Consider the following 17,038-nt stretch of genomic DNA (forward strand, 5'->3'; position numbering starts at 1 on the left):
TTGGTGCCCGGGGCCGGACTCGAACCGGCACGAAGTTTCCTTCGAGGGATTTTAAGTCCCTTGTGTCTACCAATTCCACCACCCGGGCATTTAATTTGCTAAAGCAGACAAAAAAATTAATACCTTGAGGCTGGGGTCGGAATTGAACCGGCGTTGACGGATTTGCAATCCGCTGCATTACCACTCTGCCACCCAGCCATTTTGCTATTCTATTAAAAATTTGATTGTTTTACTCAAAGAATATTTATATTTGTTGACGAATTTCCTATTGACTAATTGTCTGATTTTTGAAGCTGCTTACACATCTTTTCTAAATCTTTAATTTCTTGAGTAAGATTTCTATGCTCTTCTAACTTAATTTTTAAGAATTCAAGAGTTAGTCTAGATTTTTCATCTATTCCTTTTGGGGTAAAAAGATAGTGATAGGCAAGTTTATTCTTATTATTTTTAAAGTTATTTATTTTTATAAAACCCTTATCTATCAATGATTTAATACAGTAGTTTACCTTGCCCAAACTGATACCTAATAGCCTAGCAAGATCTCTTTGAGTTATATCAGGGTGATCTGCTATAGAGTTAATGACCTTTAATTCTATTTCTTCTTTCATTTTCCTACGTCTCTTAATAAATAGCTACCGCACTACATAAAAAGTAGTCAGAATTATTTCTATTTACGTTCATCAATTGTACGTATTTATGAATCTAATCTAATTATGTTCATAATATGAACACAAAAAAATGAATTATGGACCATAACGTTCATAAAGTGAACATAAATTTAACTTAGATCTAAATGAGATCCTTTGAATGCATTGTTACCTTGGCATATTGGCTTGCGAAATTGATTAACAACTCTACCCTATCTTTGCCCAGTTCTTTTTGAAATATAGCTTCACTACCTACAAAAGATCCTCCAGAAATATTCACTACATCTCCTTTCACATACTGAGGATTATTATCATAAGTGCCAATAGATTCACTATCACAATTATCTTTGATGTATTTTATAAACTCCCCAGATATCTTTGCAGGTTTTCCACCAAATTCAACTATCTTATTAACTCCTTTAGTTGAACGTATTTTTAACCAATTTTCTTCTTCTAAATCTAATGAAATAAAAATATAGCCTGGAAACATAGGTTCTATTCTTTCTTTTAATTTCTGATTTATCCTCTTTAATACTTTTAATTTTGGAAAAAAAATATTAAATCCCTGATTTATTAGATTGTTTTCAGCTATATCTTCTTGTCTTGGTTTTGCAAAAATAACAAACCAATGAGAAGTGTCTTTAGTTTTCGTCACTTATATTCAGCCCCTTTAAATAAGCTAACATAGAAAAAATACTTAAAATAGAAGTGATCCAAAGAAGAAAAATTCCTATTTCTTTTAGTGTGCTTTCAATTCCAAGAGTAAAGAAAAGAATGGAAGTGGAAACCATTTGAAAACCAGTTTTAATTTTACCTAACTTATTTACTTTTAAACGGTTACTTAAATTAAGCCTCGCAAGATACTCTCTGATGGAACTTATAACTAACTCTCTTGAAATAATTATAATTACTGGGAGTAGGATATTAAATTCATTATGCGCACTAGCAAGCCAAATAAGACAACATGTAATTAGAAGTTTATCTGCTAATAAATCTAACAAGCCTCCTAATCTAGAAGTTAAGCTTAGCTTTCTAGCTAAATAACCATCAAGATAATCACTGAGGCTTGCTAATAAGAATAAAAAAGTAGCCATATAATTTGCGTATATCCAATTCAAACTACTTATATAAATTATGATAGGTATCACAAGGATCCTAAATATGGATAATGTATTTGGGATTCTACTTAAAGACATATTATTTTTTAAATGTATTATAGATATTAAGAGCTATTTCTTCCCCTATATTTGGAACTTCTCCTAATTCTGAAGGTGAAGCATTTTTAATCCTTTCAATACTTCCAAAATATCTTAAAAGGGCATTCTTCCTAGATAAACCAATCCCTCCTATTAATTCTAAAGATGAATACTTAAGTCCCTTTTTCCTCTTTAGTCTTATATTCTCAACGGCAAATCTATGTGCCTCATCCCTGATGCTCTGAAGGAACTTATGGACTTTAGAAGAGCTATTTACCAATATAGGCGACTTATTTTGAATATGCAAAATATCATTTTCTGCTTTTCTATTTTTACCTTTAGATATACCTAATGTAACAATTGAACTCAAAGACATGGAATTTAGAATAGTCTTGACAGCATTCAGTTGAGCTTTACCTCCATCTACAATTATTAAGTCTGGATTTAATAAATTACTATTTTTATTCTTAAATCTTCTCCTCACCAACTCTTTCATAGAAGCTATATCATTTCCTCCTAACGACTTAGAAATATTATATAACCTATAATCTGATTTTATTTTCCCCCCTTCCCCAAATACCACACAAGATCCTACAGGAGTATTCCCAGATGAATGACTAATATCATAACATTCAATTCTTGCTATCTTATTTTTTATACCTAATTCCAAAGGAAGTTTATTAAATAAAGGGCCTAAATTAGTTATATTTTTTTGATTAGTTTTATTTAATTTTGTATTACTTTTAGATATCTCTAGTAGCCCTTTATCTTTTTTACCTAATTTGTAAATAACTTCTATTTTCTTTTTATGATGAATGGAAAGAGCTTTTTTTAAAGCTGCTAAATTTTGGGTTTTATGCTCCAAAATTATCTTTGAAGGACAATAATCTAAATTAAGATAATGATGCATCATAAAACCTTCTATGATATCTTCTTCAAAAGAACTATTTTCTTCTATATAAAATGAATGATGAGAAGTTATCCAACCACCTCTGACTTGCGTAACTCCAATATATTTTTTTTTAAGACCTTCAAAAATAACTACAGCATCTCTATCTTCTTTAAAACCAGTAATGCTTTGTTTTCTTTGAATATCCCTTAAAGAATTTATTTGATCTCTGCACAAAGCTGCTTTTTCATACTCTTTTAAATCTGAAGATGCGTCCATTAAGTCATAAAGTTCTTGAATAACTATATTTCCTTTTCCTTCTAATAGCTGAGTCGCTAATTGAACTGAAGATCTATAATCATCTCTTGAAATTCTATTATCACAAGGTGCAGAACATCTGCCTATCTCATATTGCAAACATGGACGAGATCTAGTGTTAAAAAAGTTATCTGAGCAATTCCTTAATTTAAAAGTTTTTTGGATCAATAAGAGTGATTCTCTAACTGATGACCTGCTTGGAAAAGGTCCATATAAAGTATCATCTTTATTTTTCTTACCCAAATAGTAATTTGCAGAAGGATAATCCTTCTTCAATTCCAGTTTTATCCAAGGATAGCCCTTATCATCCTTAAATTGTACATTAAACTTAGGCTTATTAGTTCTAATTAAATGTTGTTCTAGAATGAGAGCTTCTTCTTCAGAGTTAGTTATTGCTAGATCTAAATACTTAACTTCAGACATCAGAGCTGATAATTTCTTATTAGCTTCTAAGTCTTTTCTCAAAAAATAAGAACTCACTCTATTTTTAATATTTTTTGCTTTGCCTATGTATATTTGGACCTTAGATTTGTTTAAGAACTTATAAACTCCAGGATTAGAAGGCAAAGATTTAAGATCTTTAGAGAAGTCTTGATCTAATTTAATTATCTTCATGAAATAAGTAAGAAGGTTAAACTGCCAAATACTACTTTTTTGATTCTGAAAACATTCTTTTACTAAAATATTTATGCATTAAGTCTGGATCAGATCTAGATCTTTTAAGTAAATGTTTTCCAAGTTCTACTCCCCATTGATCAAAAGAATTTATACCATAAATAATACCTTCTACAAAAACTTTATGTTCATAACAAGCTAGTAAAAATCCTAAGCATTTTGGACTCAAATCGTTAAGCTGTATAAGTGAAGTAGGATTATTTCCTTCAATAGACCTATACTTTAAGTCTTCATCGTTTTCTCCAATAGTTAATGCAGTTATTTGAGCTAAAAGCATTTTGTAAGAATCTGATATTCCCTTTTCTTCTTTTATCCCAATAAAATCACAAGCGGAATAACCTTTTCCTTGAAGTAGCCATTGGAAAACAGAATGTTGGGCATCAGGACCGTACCCTCCCCATATCAAAGGGCAAGTAGAGAAATCTATTTTATTATTATCAAAATTATATGTTTTACCATTACTTTCCATGCCCATTTGAGCAAGATACTTAGTCAAAGATCTAATCTTATAATCATAAGAAAAAATACCCAGATTATTAATATTCAAACAATTTAAGTTCCAAACACTAAAAAGGGCCATTAAAACTGGGATATTACTATCCCAAGGGCTATTTCTGAAATGCTCGTCTGCTTCATAAGCTCCTTCTAAGAACTCTTTGTATTTAGTCCAACCCATATCTACTATTGCTGGCAAACTTATAGAAGACCAAATAGAATATCTCCCTCCTATCGAGTCTAATACCTCAAATTGGTTTACATCTTTAATTCCAAATTCTTGCATTGCTTCTTTATTAGAAGATATACCTAATATCTGATCCCAACAGAGTTCTCCTAAAGAATTTTTTAACCAATCTTTTGCCTTATTTGCATTTTGCAATACTTCAGGTGTTTTGAATGATTTAGAAGAAATAACAACTATAGTTCTTGAGGGATTTAGTTTAGACATGACCTCCTCTAGTTCAATAAAATCATAACTTGAGCAGTAATAAACTTTAATTTCAGAATAAGCATTACCGTAAACTTCTGAAAGTAATTCAGGACCTAAACGTGATCCACCTATACTAATTGATATAACTGCATCAATATTGCCTTCTGAAACTTCTTTTAGACTGTTTATAAAATCTCTTAATTTTTGCCTTTGGTTAGATATTTCTTTTGACTCAGCTGTATTATTAGAAATACTTATATCTCGATATAGCATATGCGAGACTGGCCTATCTTCCGTCAGGTTTTTAAAATCTCCCTTGGAAATATCTAGAATAGCTTTTTTAAGATTTATCTTTTCTGGAATCTCTAACAGCTTATCTAAAGACTTTTTAGTAATCCTTTGCTTAGAATAATCATAGGCAAAGAAAGGTAATTCTACTTTAAAATTTAAGAGCCTTTCATGACTTAGAAGATCTTTTATGCCTTCTGGGGGAGCAGAAAGAGCATAATCTTTGATAGATCTTAATATTTTTAGATTAATGTTTTCTTGAGTCACTTTTAGTATTAATTTAATTCTTCAACTATCGACTCAAGGGTAGCTATTGGATTCTTACTTCTTGTAATTGATCTTCCTATAACTAAATAGTCAGCTCCATTGCGTGCCGCCTCTAATGGAGTAGCTATCCTACTCTGATCATGGCTTTCATCAGATGGAATTCTGATTCCGGGAGAAATAACTAAAAAATCTTTTCCAAATTCTTTTTTTATTTTTTTTATTTCTCTCGGAGAACAGACCACTCCGTCCAAGCCGCTAAGCTTAACTAAATTAGCTAATGACATTACTCTTTCATCTACACTTTTTATACCTAATTGATTTGCATCTTCATGAGAAAAACTGGTTAAAAGTGTTACTCCAATTAAAATAGGAACTTCACCTTTAGCATTCCTTAAAGCTTCTTTAGCTGAAATCATCATTTGAGTTCCTCCTGATGCATGAACATTTAACATCCAAACTCCCATCTGAATAGCAGATCTTACTGATCCATAAACAGTATTCGGTATATCATAAAATTTTAAATCTAAAAAAATGTCAAAACCTAAAGACTTTAATTTCTCTATGATAACGGGTCCAGAAGATGTAAAAAGCTGGCTTCCAACTTTAAGATTACACAAAGAAGGATCTAAACCGCTAGCAAAATGCATAGCTTCATTTTGAGTTTCAAAATCTAGAGCAATAATTATTTTCTTTTTGCTCATTCTACTTCCTTATTTCGACCAATCTTCAACAATAATTCTATTAAGAAAGTTATTCCAGATCCTAATAAAAAGGCATACAAAATAACTTTACCTAAGCTCACATCTTCAAACGAATAAAATAAAAGATCAACTTTTATAAAAGAATCATTTAAATATATTAAAGAAAGAGATAATACTATTCCGATAAAGAATATAAGAATTAATAGAACAGTTTTTAACTTCATAAGACTAAATATAATATCTTATAATCTGAGTTAAGAATATAAAGTATGGGAACTTGGGCAATAAAGAAAACTAATAAATAAAAATTATAACTAATTATTAACTTTCGACCTCATATTAATAGACGCTTTAAAAACTGGAAATAATTTCTCTTCCACTAAAACTTTTTCTAAATTTGAAGGGTTATTTGCGTAATGCTTTGATCTGCGTTTAGAAGAAAAAGATCCAAAACCACGAATCTCTATTCGATCCTCTTTTTTTAATGAACTAGAAATTAAAGATATTATAGAATCTACACAGATCTTTATATCCGTTGGTTTTAAAAAATTATCCTTATTTGATAGCTTATTTAAAAGATCTGATTTATTCATATGAAAATCTAATCATCTAATTCTTCTTGAATTAATTTTCCAATTGTTGTCTTAGAGGCATTTTCTATTTCCTCATTTTTAAGTTGATTATCTATTAAAGCCTCATTCTCCTCTTTCTTTTCTAGAGCCCTCACAGATAAAATTATCTCTCTCCTATTTGAATCTAATTTAGCAACAATAGCTACAATATTTGAACCAACTTTCAAATCAGTGGTTTCTAAATTATTAGCTCTTTTTAGGTCTTTAGTTTGTAGGATCCCATGAACAGAATCAGATAACTCCACTTCTATTACCTCTTCAGTGATAGCCTTAATAGTACCGTCAACTTTTGTTCCTTTGGGATTAGATTCTGCAAAACTGCTAAAAGGATCGTTTCTAAGTTGTTTTATACCTAAAGAAACTCTTTCTCTATCTGGCGTAATAGATAATATAACAGCTTCTAATTCTTGATCCTTAACAAGGGCATGCAGAAAATCTTCTTCATCTGACCAAGCTAAGTCTGATACATGAATTAATCCGTCTATATCATTATCAAGACCTATAAATACTCCAAATTCCGTTATAGACTTTATTTTTCCTTTAACTTTATCTCCTTCTGAGAAATCTTTACTAAAAGCTTCCCATGGGTTAGTTTCTAATTGTTTCATTCCTAATGAAATTCTTCTTTTTTCACTATCTAAATCTAAAATTATTACTTCCACTTCTTGCCCTAGCTCCACCACTTTGGAAGGGTGTATGTTTTTATTTCGCCAATCTATTTCGGAGACATGCACTAATCCTTCTACCCCAGGAAATATTTCTGCAAAAAACCCATAATCAGCTATATTAGTTACTACTGATTTTAACCTATCTCCTGATGAAAATTTACTTGTGATGTCATCCCAAGGATTGGCTTGCAGTTGTTTTAAGCCTAGAGATACTCTCCCTTTCTCTCGATCGAACTTAATAACCTTCACTTCCATAGAATCTCCAATATTCAGAGCTTCTGAAGGATGACTTATCCTACTCCAAGAAATATCTGTAATGTGAAGTAAGCCATCTAGTCCTCCTAGATCTATAAAAGCGCCATAGTCGGTTAAATTTTTAACAACTCCGGTCATAATAGAACCTTCTTCAATTGAGGCCAAAAGATCTTCTCTATCTTTAGAATTTAGCCCCTCTAAAACAGCTTTTCTAGATAAAACTATATTTGTTTTTTCCTTATCTATTTTTATAACTTTGAATTCCTCATAATTACCTTCTAGATGCGTTAGATCCTTTGAAGGTATAACATCAGCTAAAGATCCAGGTAAAAAAGCTCTTATCCCTCTTAAATCTACTGTCATGCCTCCTTTGACTGAAGCTGTAATTAAGCCTTTTACAGTAGTATTTTCCTCAAAGCTTTTTGTTAACATCTCCCACATTTGCTGTTTGATAGCTTTTTCTCTAGATACTCGAGTATATCCATAACCATCTTCAACTGCTTCCAAAGTAAGTTGGATTTCATCTCCTATGTTTACATCTAATTCTCCCGAATCATTTAAAAATTCTGAAGAAGGTACAATTGCTTCCGATTTAAGCCCTAGGTGTAGAATAATAAAATTATCTTCAATGGAAATTATTATTCCGGTAACTAGACTTCCAACCTTCATGTTCACATGACTAAGGTTTTCATCTAAAAGTTGTTCAAAATTTAAGGCCATATTTTTATGTTTTATTAATTAATTTTACTATCTTGGTAATTACATTTTCAGGTTTTAAGTCAGTTGTATCTATAATTATCGCCTCGTCTGAAGCACTTAACGGTGAATTCTTTCTATTACTGTCTTTTTGATCTCTTTTTTCCATATCTTTTGAAAGGGAGCGCATATTAACCTTTGTACCTTCAGTTTTCAACTGAGAGTATCTTCTTTTCGCCCTTTCGTCATGCGAAGCTGTTAAATAAATTTTTAATAAAGCTTTAGGAAAAATTACTGTCCCCATATCTCTTCCATCTGCAATCAACCCTGGGGGAGCTAAAAAAGCCCGCTGACAAGGCTTAATAAAGTTTCTTATTTTTTGTGATGAAGCTATATCTGAAGTTTTTTTAGCTACTTCTTCTGTTCGAATTTTAGATGTTACATCCTTAGAATTAAGAATCACTCTTACTGGTTCGGTTGAATTATTTGAAATAAACTCAACATTAAAATCTTTATTCAGTTTTTCTATATTTTCTTGGAAATTGCTTAAATTAATTTGATTAATTTCCATAAAATAAGCCAGAGATCTATAAAGAGCTCCACTATCTAAAATATTCCAACCCAACTCCCTAGCCAATAATTGCGAAATAGTTCCTTTTCCAGAGCCGCTTGGGCCATCAATTGTAATTACAGGTAAATTTTTCATTTCAATTATGTAGTAATTTCCATTCCAACTTTTTTACAAACATCTAAGAAGTTTGGAAAAGAAGTTGCTACATTTTGTGTATTCTCAATATATGACTGACCACCCGACCTTGTACAAGCTATAGCAGATGCCATTGCAATTCTGTGATCTCCGTATGAATTAATTGAGGCTTTCTGGAAAGGTAAATTTGAATTATGATCATATATCTCTTGATTTAAACCTTTAATTTTTATCCCATTTTTTTGTTGAGAGAATTTAACACCTAAGTTGCTCAAAGATTCAGCCATCGCTTTCAGCCGATCAGATTCTTTCGTTCTTAATTCTTCTAATCCATTAAAAATAGAAAAGCCATCCGCCAAGGAAGCGGCAATAAACAAAACTGGCAACTCATCAATAAGATTAGGGATAATTTTTGGATTCAGTTTAATACTTTTTAATTTTGAAGTTTTGACTGTTATATCTCCAGAAGGCTCATACTCTTTTCTTTTATTTGATTGAGTTATATTAGCTCCCATTTCTAATAAAGCATCAATTAATGCTGTTCTAGTAGGATTTAAACCGATATTTTTAAGAGTTAAATTTGAATTAGGGGTAATAAGGGCTGCTAAGATTAAAAAAGCAGCTGAAGAAAAATCTGAAGGTATATTAATTTCTACTCCTCTATAAGATTTTGGTGGAAAAACAGTTATCTGGTTAACATCACCGGAGGTATGAGAATTGACCTCGATTCCAAATTTTTTAAACATTAATTCTGTATGATTCCTAGTTTGGGTTTTTTCTACTATGGTGACCGGGGTATCAGAATAAAGTGCAGCGAACATGATACTTGATTTCACTTGAGCACTTGCTATTGGAAGATCGTATAAAATTCCTTTAAGTTTTTTTGAAGGATTAATAGATAATGGCGGTGTGCCTTCTTCCCCTGTCAGAATATTTGCTCCCATTAAAGTAAGAGGATCCACAACTCTTCTCATAGGTCTAATGGATAATGATTTATCACCTGTCAAAGTTGCGGAAAAATTTTGACCCGATAATAATCCGCTCATTAACCTCATCGAAGTTCCAGAATTACCTAAATAAAGTTCAGAAACTGGCTTCTTTAATCCATAAAGACCAACTCCATGAACAATTACCTTGTCTTCAAATTTTTCTATCTTAACTCCCATATTGGTAAATGCATCTATGGTATTAAGACAATCTTCTGCCATTAAAAAACCATTTATTATTGTTTTGCCTTCTGCAAGAGCTGCGCACATTATAGACCGATGAGAAATTGATTTATCTCCGGGCAAAGTTACATCGCCCGTTAAACCTTTACCCTTATTTATTTTAAACTGCATTGGCAATAAGTCTGATTAAAGAAGACTATCTCTAGATTTTTTAACAGATGAAAAGAAGCTTAAAAGTTCTTTATCATCTTTATCCTTGATTAGAAATAAAAGCCTTTCCAAACTATCTTTAAACATTTCGATTGACTCTATAATGTGCTTTTCATTTGCCATCATGATATCTTTCCACATCAAAGGATCACTTGACGCTATCCTCGTATAATCCTCTAAACTTCCTCCTGAATATAAAAAAGTTTTCACACCTAAATTTTTGAAGAGTGCATCCATTAATGTAAAAGAAATGACATGAGGTAAATGACTTGTCTTTGCAAAAATATCATCATGATAATCTGATGGCACTCTTTTAGTTAAAGATTTTAATTCATTCCAAAAGCACTCAACTTTCTTAAGATCTGAGTCTCTATTATCTTTATGGGGACAAATTATAGTCAGCTTCTTTTCAAATAAATTAGGTAAGGATGAAGCTAAACCATTTTTTTCAGATCCTGCTATAGGATGAGAAAGAACAAAATTGCTTAATAGTTCTGGATTCTCTTTTTTTAGACTTTCTAAGACTGAAGATTTTACACTACATGTGTCGGTAAATAATGGATCGATTAAGTTTGAATACCTTTTTAACTCCTTAATTGCTTTATTAATTGACAATGTAGGTATAGAAAAGATTACTAAGGTTTTTTTCAGTTCGTGAGTAATTTTTGTATCTTGATTCTTAATTAATCCAAGTTTGTGGGCTTTAGTAATAATCTTATGATCACTATCCAGACCGTAAACATCTCCTCCAAAAGAATAATATTTTAAAGATTTAAGAATAGATCCCCCAACTAAACCTAATCCAACTACTAAGATATTATCAAAGGCTTTCTCTAGCTTCATAGTGGGTCTGTAATCTTATTTAATTTTTTGAGAAAGAAGGAGTTTTCTTCTGGAAGACCAATAGTAACTCTTAAGTGATTTGGCATTTTATAGACTCCCATTGCCCTAACTATCACACCTTCTTTAAGAAGATCCATAAACCTTTCATTGGCATCATGCTTGCAATCAAAACAAATAAAGTTGGCCAGGGTTGGAATATATTGATACCCGAGACCTTCAAGACCTTTATATAATTGGATTTTTTGTTCTAAGTTCATTTTTAGTGATTTTTGCATGTGGTCCTTATCAGAAATTGCTGCCTTTGCTGCAGCTAATCCTAAAGAATTTGCATTAAAAGGCTGCCTAACTCTATTCAAGTAGTCAGCAATCTCTGGTGAAGATACAGAATAACCAACTCTAAAACCAGCTAATCCGTAAGCCTTAGAAAAACTTCTACTTATGATAAGATTTGGGAATTTTTCAACCAGACCAAAATTAACATCTTTTTCTTCAAACGAGGAGTAATCAAAATAAGCTTGATCTAAAAATACCAACACATCTTTTCTCACTCTTTTTAAGAAATTAACTATCTCAGTATGGGATAGGAATGTACCTGTCGGATTATTAGGGTTAGCGATAAAAACTATTTTAGTATTTTCTTTTATAGCCTTGTTCATTTCCAATAAATCATGTCCCCAATTTTTTGCAGTTACTTCAATCCCCTCAGCTCCTGAAATCTGAACTGCTAGAGGGTAAACTGCAAAAGCATGCTTTGAAAAAACAGCACTATCATTAGAAGAAAGAAAACTTCTAACAACAAATTCAATGATGTCATTAGAACCATTTCCAATTGTAATTTGGTTTTCATTTACTCCATACTCAATACTTATAGATTTCTTCAATTCCAGAGCATTCCCATCTGGATATCTATTTAACCCTTTTAAGATATGATTTATAGCCTCTAAGGCTAAAGGACTTGGACCTAAAGGATTTTCATTACTTGCAAGCTTAATAACGTTTGTTATGCCAAATTCCCTTTCCAGATCTTGAATAGGCTTACCCGGAACATAAGGTTTCAAATCTTTAATCCCTTGATTTAATAATTTTTTAAAATTAACAGTCATTTCATCCTAGCGCTCTGGGATAAGAACCTAAAACTCTTACTTCAATATCCAAATTTTTTAGATCTTTAAATAAAGATTTAAATTCATCATCATCTTTGTGCCCTTCGAGATCTAAGAAAAAGATATACTGCCAATTATTAATTTTTGAAGGCCTATAGGTTATGTGAGTTAAATTTAATTTATTTTTATATATAGGATTTAAAACTTTGAATAAAGCTCCTGTCTCATTTTTAGTTTTTATCATCAAAGAAGTCTTGTCTCTGCCAGTAGATCCAACTTCATGAAGACCCAGAGAAATAAATCTTGTTGTATTGCCTGAGTAATCTTCTATATTTTTTTGTATAAGCTCTAACCCATATTTATTAGATGCTAATTCTCCGGCTATTGCATAAATAGTCTCAGATTCAGCTGCTGAAATTGCTGCTTTAGCATTACTAGATACCGGTACTCTCAGTACATTTGGGCAATGCGAGTCTAGCCATAATTTACACTGAGCAAAAGTTTGTTGATGAGCATGTATTTCATAACCTTCTTGAGGTAAGGATTTATTATACCCAATTAGATTATGATGAATTTCCATCTTAATCTCACCACAAATAAGTATATTACTTGAAGCTAAACAATCTAAAGTTATATTTACAGTGCCTTCTGTAGAATTCTCAATAGGGACTATTCCATAATCGCTTGATGAATCTTGAACCTTTATAAAAACATCTTCTATGGTATCTGAGGGACTTGTATTTACAGAAGAACCAAATTGGTTTTTAAGAGCAGAGTCTGAGTAGGTTCCTTCGGGGCCTAAAAATGCAATCTCTAAATCATCTTCAGTTGCTCTACAGCTAGATATTAGCTCCTTAAATACACTTATGATCTGATCATTGGAAAGGGGGCCTAAATTATTCTCAATTAATCTATTTAAAATTAAAGATTCTCTATCAGGCTTGTATTTTTCTTTTGTTGATTTAAAGTCACCCGCTTTCTTAGCTAAAGACGCTCTTCTGTTAATTAGAATTAAAATTTCTTCATCTATCTCATCAATCGATTCTCTGATAGATTTAAGATCTTTTTCCTCAGCCATTAGTTAAATTTTGATTCCTTTTTTCAAAAGACTCCATGAAGTTTATTAGTTTATCTACTCCTTCCTCTGGCATTGCATTATAGATGCTAGCTCTCATCCCACCAACTGACCTATGACCCTTTAGAGCAAGTAATCCTGCTTCTGAAGATTCTTGTAAAAATGTCATATTCATATCATCATTTTTTAATTGAAAAGGTATATTCATAATCGAACGACTGGATTCAAGGATATTATTTGAATAAAATTCAGAATCATCTATAAAAGAATAAAGTTTCTTAGCTTTTCTTCGATTAATCTTTCCAATCTCACCTATTCCACCGATAGATTTTAACCATTTAAATACTTTGCCGGCAACATACCATGCAAAAGTTGGAGGGGTGTTATACATAGATTCTCCTTCATACATCTTAGTGTAATTTAACATTGTGGGAGTATTTTCTTGTGCTTTATGTAGTATCACTTTTTTTATTATCGCAAAACCAAGACCTGCGGGACCAATATTTTTTTGGGCACCTCCATAAATTAATGAAAATTTAGTTACGTCTAACTCCTCAGAGAGGATTCCTGAAGAATAATCTGCAACTATTGGTATTTTTTCATGTTCAATATTTCTTAGAGATATACCGCCTATAGTCTCATTAGGTGTTATATGAATATAACTTGAATTATCTGATATCTTCCAATTATCTTGAGGAGGAAAAAATCTAAAACTATCATCTTCACTTGATGCTGAAATATTGACATTGATATATCTTTGAGCTTCTTTAATTGCCCTTAAAGCCCAATGGCCAGTATATACATAATCTGCGGTTCCGCCTTGAGGACAAAAATTCATTGGTATCATTGGGCATTGGAGAGTAGCTCCTCCATGAAGAAATAAGACTGCATAATCTTCAGGAATCTTTAGTAGATCTCTGAAATCTGACTCAGCTGTTTTAGCTATTTCAATGAAGTCTTGACTTCTATGACTAATCTCCATTACTGAAAGGCCCAAGCCTCTCCAATCTAATAGCTCTTCTTTAACCTCTTCTAAAACTTCTACAGGAATTGTTGCAGGCCCAGCTCCAAAATTATACTTCCTTGTCATCTTGCTTTCCTTCATCTACTACTTCGTCAGATATAAAAACTTCGTCTATGGAGGCTAAACTAATAAGCTCCTCTCCCTGTTTCAATCTAATAACTGTTACTCCTTGAGTATTTCTACCAATAACATTTATTTCAGAAACCTTTGTTCTTACCAACATTCCTTTATTTGTTATTAACATAACTTCGTCATCATTCTTTACTTGAGCGGCTCCTATTAACTGACCATTTCTCTCGGAAGTTTGCATGGCAATAACCCCTTTCGCACCTCTTCTTGTTCTTCTAAAATCTTTTGAATCAGACCTCTTTCCATAACCATTTTCACTTACTGTAAGAATAGAAGCCTCTTCATCTGGAATAATTAAAGAAATGACAAAATGGCTTTTTCCTAGATTTATTCCTCTAACTCCTTGAGCAGTTCTTCCCATAGAGCGAACTTCGGTCTCAGAAAAATGAGCAGCTTTACCTGCATTTGATACAAGCATCACATGCATATTTCCATCTGTTACGGCTGTACCTACAAGCTCATCTCCTTCTGATAGAGTAATAGCTCTTTTACCTCCTTTTCTTTGATTTGAAAATTCTACAAGAGAAGTTTTTTTCACTGTTCCCATCTTAGTAGCCATAAAAATGAAATTTTCTTCATCATAAGTCTCAACTGTAACCATACTAGTAATCCTTTCTCCTTCCCTTAATTGAATTAGATTAACCAGAGGTCTTCCTTTAGCTGCTCTACTCGCTGAAGGAATTTCATATACTTTTAACCAATACACTTGCCCTAGATTTGAAAAACAAAGTAACGTTGTATGAGTATTTGCAACTAACATTTGCTCTACAAAATCTTCTTCTTTTACTGAAGCTGCTGTCTTACCTGTACCTCCTCTTCTTTGAGCTCGGTATTCATCAAGAGGTTGGGTCTTAGCGTAACCTTCATGAGATAGAGTAACAACTCTATCTTCCGGTGTAATTAGGTCCGCAGTAGAAAAATCAGCAATAGAATCTTGAATTTCACTTCTTCTAGTATCTGAATATCTTTCTTGTACTTCTAATAATTCTTCTTTTACAACAATTACTAATTTTTTTGTGTCAGAGAGGATCTCTAAAAGAGAAGAGATATGGTCAATTATTTGTTCATACTCCTCAATCAACTTATCTTGTTCTAAACCAGTAAGTCTTTGCAACCTCATGTCCAGAATAGCTTGCGCTTGGTTTTCTGAGAGCTGATAATTTGTACCTGTTAGCCCAACATCTTTTGGTAAGTTATCTGGTTTACAGGCATCTGGTCCTGCCTTTTTTAATAATTTTGAGATTCCTCCAGGCTTCCATTTCTTTGATAACAATTTTGATTTAGCTTCCGCCCCATCTTTAGATTTTTTAATAAGACTAATAACCAAATCAATATTTGCTAATGCAACTGTCAATCCTTCTAGAATATGACCTCTGTCTTTAGCCTTTTTAAGATCAAAAATTGTACGCCTAGAAACAACTTCTTTTCTGTGTTTAATAAATACATCCAATAGATCTTTCAAGCATAATAATCTTGGCTCTCCATCTACTAAAGCAACATTATTTATTCCAAAAACTGTCTGCATTTGAGTTTGAGAATATAAATTATTCAAGACCACATCTGGGACTTGTCCGCTTTTAAGCTCTATAACCACTCTAACCCCATCCTTATCAGACTCATCCCTTAACTCTCTTATGCCTTCAAGCTTTTTATCTCTTACTAATTCTGCCATTTTTTCAATAAGTCTTGCTTTATTGACCTGATAAGGCATTTCAGTAATTATTATGGATGGGTTATTGGTTTCCTCGTCTTCTATCTCTGTCTTAGCACGAATCTTAACTTTGCCTTTTCCAGTTTTATATGCATCAACAATTCCGGACCTTCCATTTATAATCCCTCCTGTAGGGAAATCTGGACCTGGCATTAATTTGATTAGATCTTCAACAATGATCTCTGGATCGTCTATTTGAGCTAAACAAGCATCTATTACTTCATTAAGATTATGCGGAGGCATATTTGTTGCCATCCCAACTGCAATCCCTGAAGAGCCATTTGCTAATAAATTAGGTATCCTTGACGGCAATACTTCAGGAATTGTCTCTGTATTATCGTAATTATCATAAAAATCTACTGTCTCTTTATCTAAATCTATTAGTAAATCATGAGCTATCCTTGACATACGTATCTCTGTATATCTCATTGCAGCTGCAGAATCCCCATCCATAGAACCAAAATTTCCTTGCCCGTCAACCAACGGATAACGTAATGAGAAATCTTGTGCCATTCTTACAATAGTTTCATAGACGGCACTATCACCATGTGGATGATACTTACCTATGACATCTCCGACTATCCGTGCAGATTTTTTATACCCCCTATTCCATTCATTTCCAAGAGAATGCATGGCATACAAACTTCTTCTATGTACCGGCTTCAATCCATCTCGAGCATCCGGTAGCGCTCTTCCTACAATGACGCTCATTGCGTAATCTAAATAGGACTGTTTTAACTCCTTTTCAATGTTAATAGGAACTATCTCTTTTGCGGCCATCTCTTCCATAAAAAACCTCTTTTTTCCAATAAAGAACTGCTAAAAAAGCTTAATTTAGCAAGTTTTTTTAAATAAATTGTGGATAAAAAAAAACATAAAAATCATTAAGAATTTTATCATAAATTAAG

General features: G+C 32.2%; 16 protein-coding genes and 2 tRNA genes. All 18 read right to left on the reverse strand.

Annotated features, from left to right (window positions below; all coding sequences use genetic code 11):
* Position 1: 1 nt before the first annotated feature.
* The 18 genes from P8J93_00220 to gyrA all read right to left on the reverse strand — a co-directional run bounded on the left by P8J93_00220 (position 2) and on the right by gyrA (position 16,919).
* Positions 2 to 88, reverse strand: a tRNA-Leu gene (locus P8J93_00220).
* Between the two features lie 39 nt (positions 89 to 127).
* A tRNA-Cys gene (locus P8J93_00225) sits at positions 128 to 198 on the reverse strand.
* Between the two features lie 74 nt (positions 199 to 272).
* Complete coding sequence (locus P8J93_00230) at positions 273 to 608, reverse strand: MarR family EPS-associated transcriptional regulator (protein ID MDG2060230.1); 336 nt, start codon at positions 606 to 608, stop codon at positions 273 to 275.
* Between the two features lie 181 nt (positions 609 to 789).
* Positions 790 to 1,302, reverse strand: coding sequence for a transcriptional activator RfaH (locus P8J93_00235; GenBank protein MDG2060231.1), 513 nt, complete (start codon positions 1,300 to 1,302; stop codon positions 790 to 792).
* Positions 1,289 to 1,843, reverse strand: coding sequence for a CDP-diacylglycerol--glycerol-3-phosphate 3-phosphatidyltransferase (pgsA, locus tag P8J93_00240; protein ID MDG2060232.1), 555 nt, complete (start codon positions 1,841 to 1,843; stop codon positions 1,289 to 1,291). The genes P8J93_00235 and pgsA overlap by 14 nt, the downstream gene beginning before the upstream one ends.
* 1 nt (position 1,844) lies before the next feature.
* Complete coding sequence (gene uvrC, locus P8J93_00245; protein MDG2060233.1) at positions 1,845 to 3,665, reverse strand: excinuclease ABC subunit UvrC; 1,821 nt, start codon at positions 3,663 to 3,665, stop codon at positions 1,845 to 1,847.
* A 31-nt stretch (positions 3,666 to 3,696) separates the two neighbouring features.
* The gene (locus tag P8J93_00250; protein ID MDG2060234.1) at positions 3,697 to 5,208 is read right to left on the reverse strand and encodes a hypothetical protein; all 1,512 of its coding nucleotides are present in this window, start codon (positions 5,206 to 5,208) and stop codon (positions 3,697 to 3,699) included.
* Between the two features lie 8 nt (positions 5,209 to 5,216).
* A complete protein-coding gene (gene pyrF, locus P8J93_00255) occupies positions 5,217 to 5,909 on the reverse strand; it encodes an orotidine-5'-phosphate decarboxylase (GenBank protein ID MDG2060235.1) in 693 nt (230 codons plus the stop codon).
* Positions 5,906 to 6,133: a hypothetical protein gene (locus P8J93_00260; protein MDG2060236.1), complete on the reverse strand. Its 228-nt coding sequence runs from the start codon at positions 6,131 to 6,133 to the stop codon at positions 5,906 to 5,908. The genes pyrF and P8J93_00260 overlap by 4 nt, the downstream gene beginning before the upstream one ends.
* 90 nt (positions 6,134 to 6,223) lie before the next feature.
* Complete coding sequence (locus P8J93_00265) at positions 6,224 to 6,502, reverse strand: HU family DNA-binding protein (GenBank protein ID MDG2060237.1); 279 nt, start codon at positions 6,500 to 6,502, stop codon at positions 6,224 to 6,226.
* A gap of 8 nt (positions 6,503 to 6,510) precedes the next feature.
* On the reverse strand, positions 6,511 to 8,184 hold the full coding sequence (gene rpsA / locus P8J93_00270) for a 30S ribosomal protein S1 (protein MDG2060238.1): 1,674 nt from the start codon (positions 8,182 to 8,184) through the stop codon (positions 6,511 to 6,513).
* A 4-nt stretch (positions 8,185 to 8,188) separates the two neighbouring features.
* Positions 8,189 to 8,866: a (d)CMP kinase gene (gene cmk, locus P8J93_00275; GenBank protein MDG2060239.1), complete on the reverse strand. Its 678-nt coding sequence runs from the start codon at positions 8,864 to 8,866 to the stop codon at positions 8,189 to 8,191.
* Between the two features lie 5 nt (positions 8,867 to 8,871).
* Entirely contained in the window at positions 8,872 to 10,206 is a 1,335-nt protein-coding gene (gene aroA / locus P8J93_00280; protein ID MDG2060240.1) for a 3-phosphoshikimate 1-carboxyvinyltransferase, read from the reverse strand.
* Positions 10,207 to 10,221: 15 nt separating this feature from the next.
* Positions 10,222 to 11,088, reverse strand: coding sequence for a prephenate dehydrogenase/arogenate dehydrogenase family protein (locus P8J93_00285; GenBank protein ID MDG2060241.1), 867 nt, complete (start codon positions 11,086 to 11,088; stop codon positions 10,222 to 10,224).
* Positions 11,085 to 12,191, reverse strand: coding sequence for a histidinol-phosphate transaminase (gene hisC, locus P8J93_00290; protein ID MDG2060242.1), 1,107 nt, complete (start codon positions 12,189 to 12,191; stop codon positions 11,085 to 11,087). Before hisC ends, P8J93_00285 begins: the two co-directional genes overlap by 4 nt.
* 1 nt (position 12,192) lies before the next feature.
* Positions 12,193 to 13,269, reverse strand: a complete 1,077-nt coding sequence (gene pheA / locus P8J93_00295) for a prephenate dehydratase (protein ID MDG2060243.1) — start codon at positions 13,267 to 13,269, stop codon at positions 12,193 to 12,195.
* Positions 13,262 to 14,356, reverse strand: a complete 1,095-nt coding sequence (gene serC, locus P8J93_00300) for a 3-phosphoserine/phosphohydroxythreonine transaminase (protein MDG2060244.1) — start codon at positions 14,354 to 14,356, stop codon at positions 13,262 to 13,264. The genes pheA and serC overlap by 8 nt, the downstream gene beginning before the upstream one ends.
* Positions 14,340 to 16,919 carry a DNA gyrase subunit A gene (gyrA, locus tag P8J93_00305; GenBank protein ID MDG2060245.1) on the reverse strand — a complete coding sequence of 860 codons (2,580 nt, stop codon included), beginning with the start codon at positions 16,917 to 16,919 and terminating at the stop codon, positions 14,340 to 14,342. The genes serC and gyrA overlap by 17 nt, the downstream gene beginning before the upstream one ends.
* Positions 16,920 to 17,038 lie beyond the last annotated feature (119 nt).

The sequence above is a fragment of the SAR86 cluster bacterium genome (assembly GCA_029268615.1).
Classification (GTDB): domain Bacteria; phylum Pseudomonadota; class Gammaproteobacteria; order Magnimaribacterales; family Magnimaribacteraceae; genus JAQWNM01.

Bases quoted from the DNA above. Each gene is read 5' to 3' on its own strand.
- P8J93_00230 (MDG2060230.1), bottom strand. From the start codon at position 608: ATGAAAGAAGAAATAGAATTAAAGGTCATTAACTCTATAGCAGATCAC.
- pgsA (MDG2060232.1), bottom strand. From the start codon at position 1,843: ATGTCTTTAAGTAGAATCCCAAATACATTATCCATATTTAGGATCCTT.
- uvrC (MDG2060233.1), bottom strand. From the start codon at position 3,665: ATGAAGATAATTAAATTAGATCAAGACTTCTCTAAAGATCTTAAATCT.
- pyrF (MDG2060235.1), bottom strand. From the start codon at position 5,909: ATGAGCAAAAAGAAAATAATTATTGCTCTAGATTTTGAAACTCAAAAT.
- P8J93_00260 (MDG2060236.1), bottom strand. From the start codon at position 6,133: ATGAAGTTAAAAACTGTTCTATTAATTCTTATATTCTTTATCGGAATA.
- P8J93_00265 (MDG2060237.1), bottom strand. From the start codon at position 6,502: ATGAATAAATCAGATCTTTTAAATAAGCTATCAAATAAGGATAATTTT.
- rpsA (MDG2060238.1), bottom strand. From the start codon at position 8,184: ATGGCCTTAAATTTTGAACAACTTTTAGATGAAAACCTTAGTCATGTG.
- cmk (MDG2060239.1), bottom strand. From the start codon at position 8,866: ATGAAAAATTTACCTGTAATTACAATTGATGGCCCAAGCGGCTCTGGA.
- aroA (MDG2060240.1), bottom strand. From the start codon at position 10,206: ATGCAGTTTAAAATAAATAAGGGTAAAGGTTTAACGGGCGATGTAACT.
- P8J93_00285 (MDG2060241.1), bottom strand. From the start codon at position 11,088: ATGAAGCTAGAGAAAGCCTTTGATAATATCTTAGTAGTTGGATTAGGT.
- hisC (MDG2060242.1), bottom strand. From the start codon at position 12,191: ATGACTGTTAATTTTAAAAAATTATTAAATCAAGGGATTAAAGATTTG.
- pheA (MDG2060243.1), bottom strand. From the start codon at position 13,269: ATGGCTGAGGAAAAAGATCTTAAATCTATCAGAGAATCGATTGATGAG.
- serC (MDG2060244.1), bottom strand. From the start codon at position 14,356: ATGACAAGGAAGTATAATTTTGGAGCTGGGCCTGCAACAATTCCTGTA.
- gyrA (MDG2060245.1), bottom strand. From the start codon at position 16,919: ATGGAAGAGATGGCCGCAAAAGAGATAGTTCCTATTAACATTGAAAAG.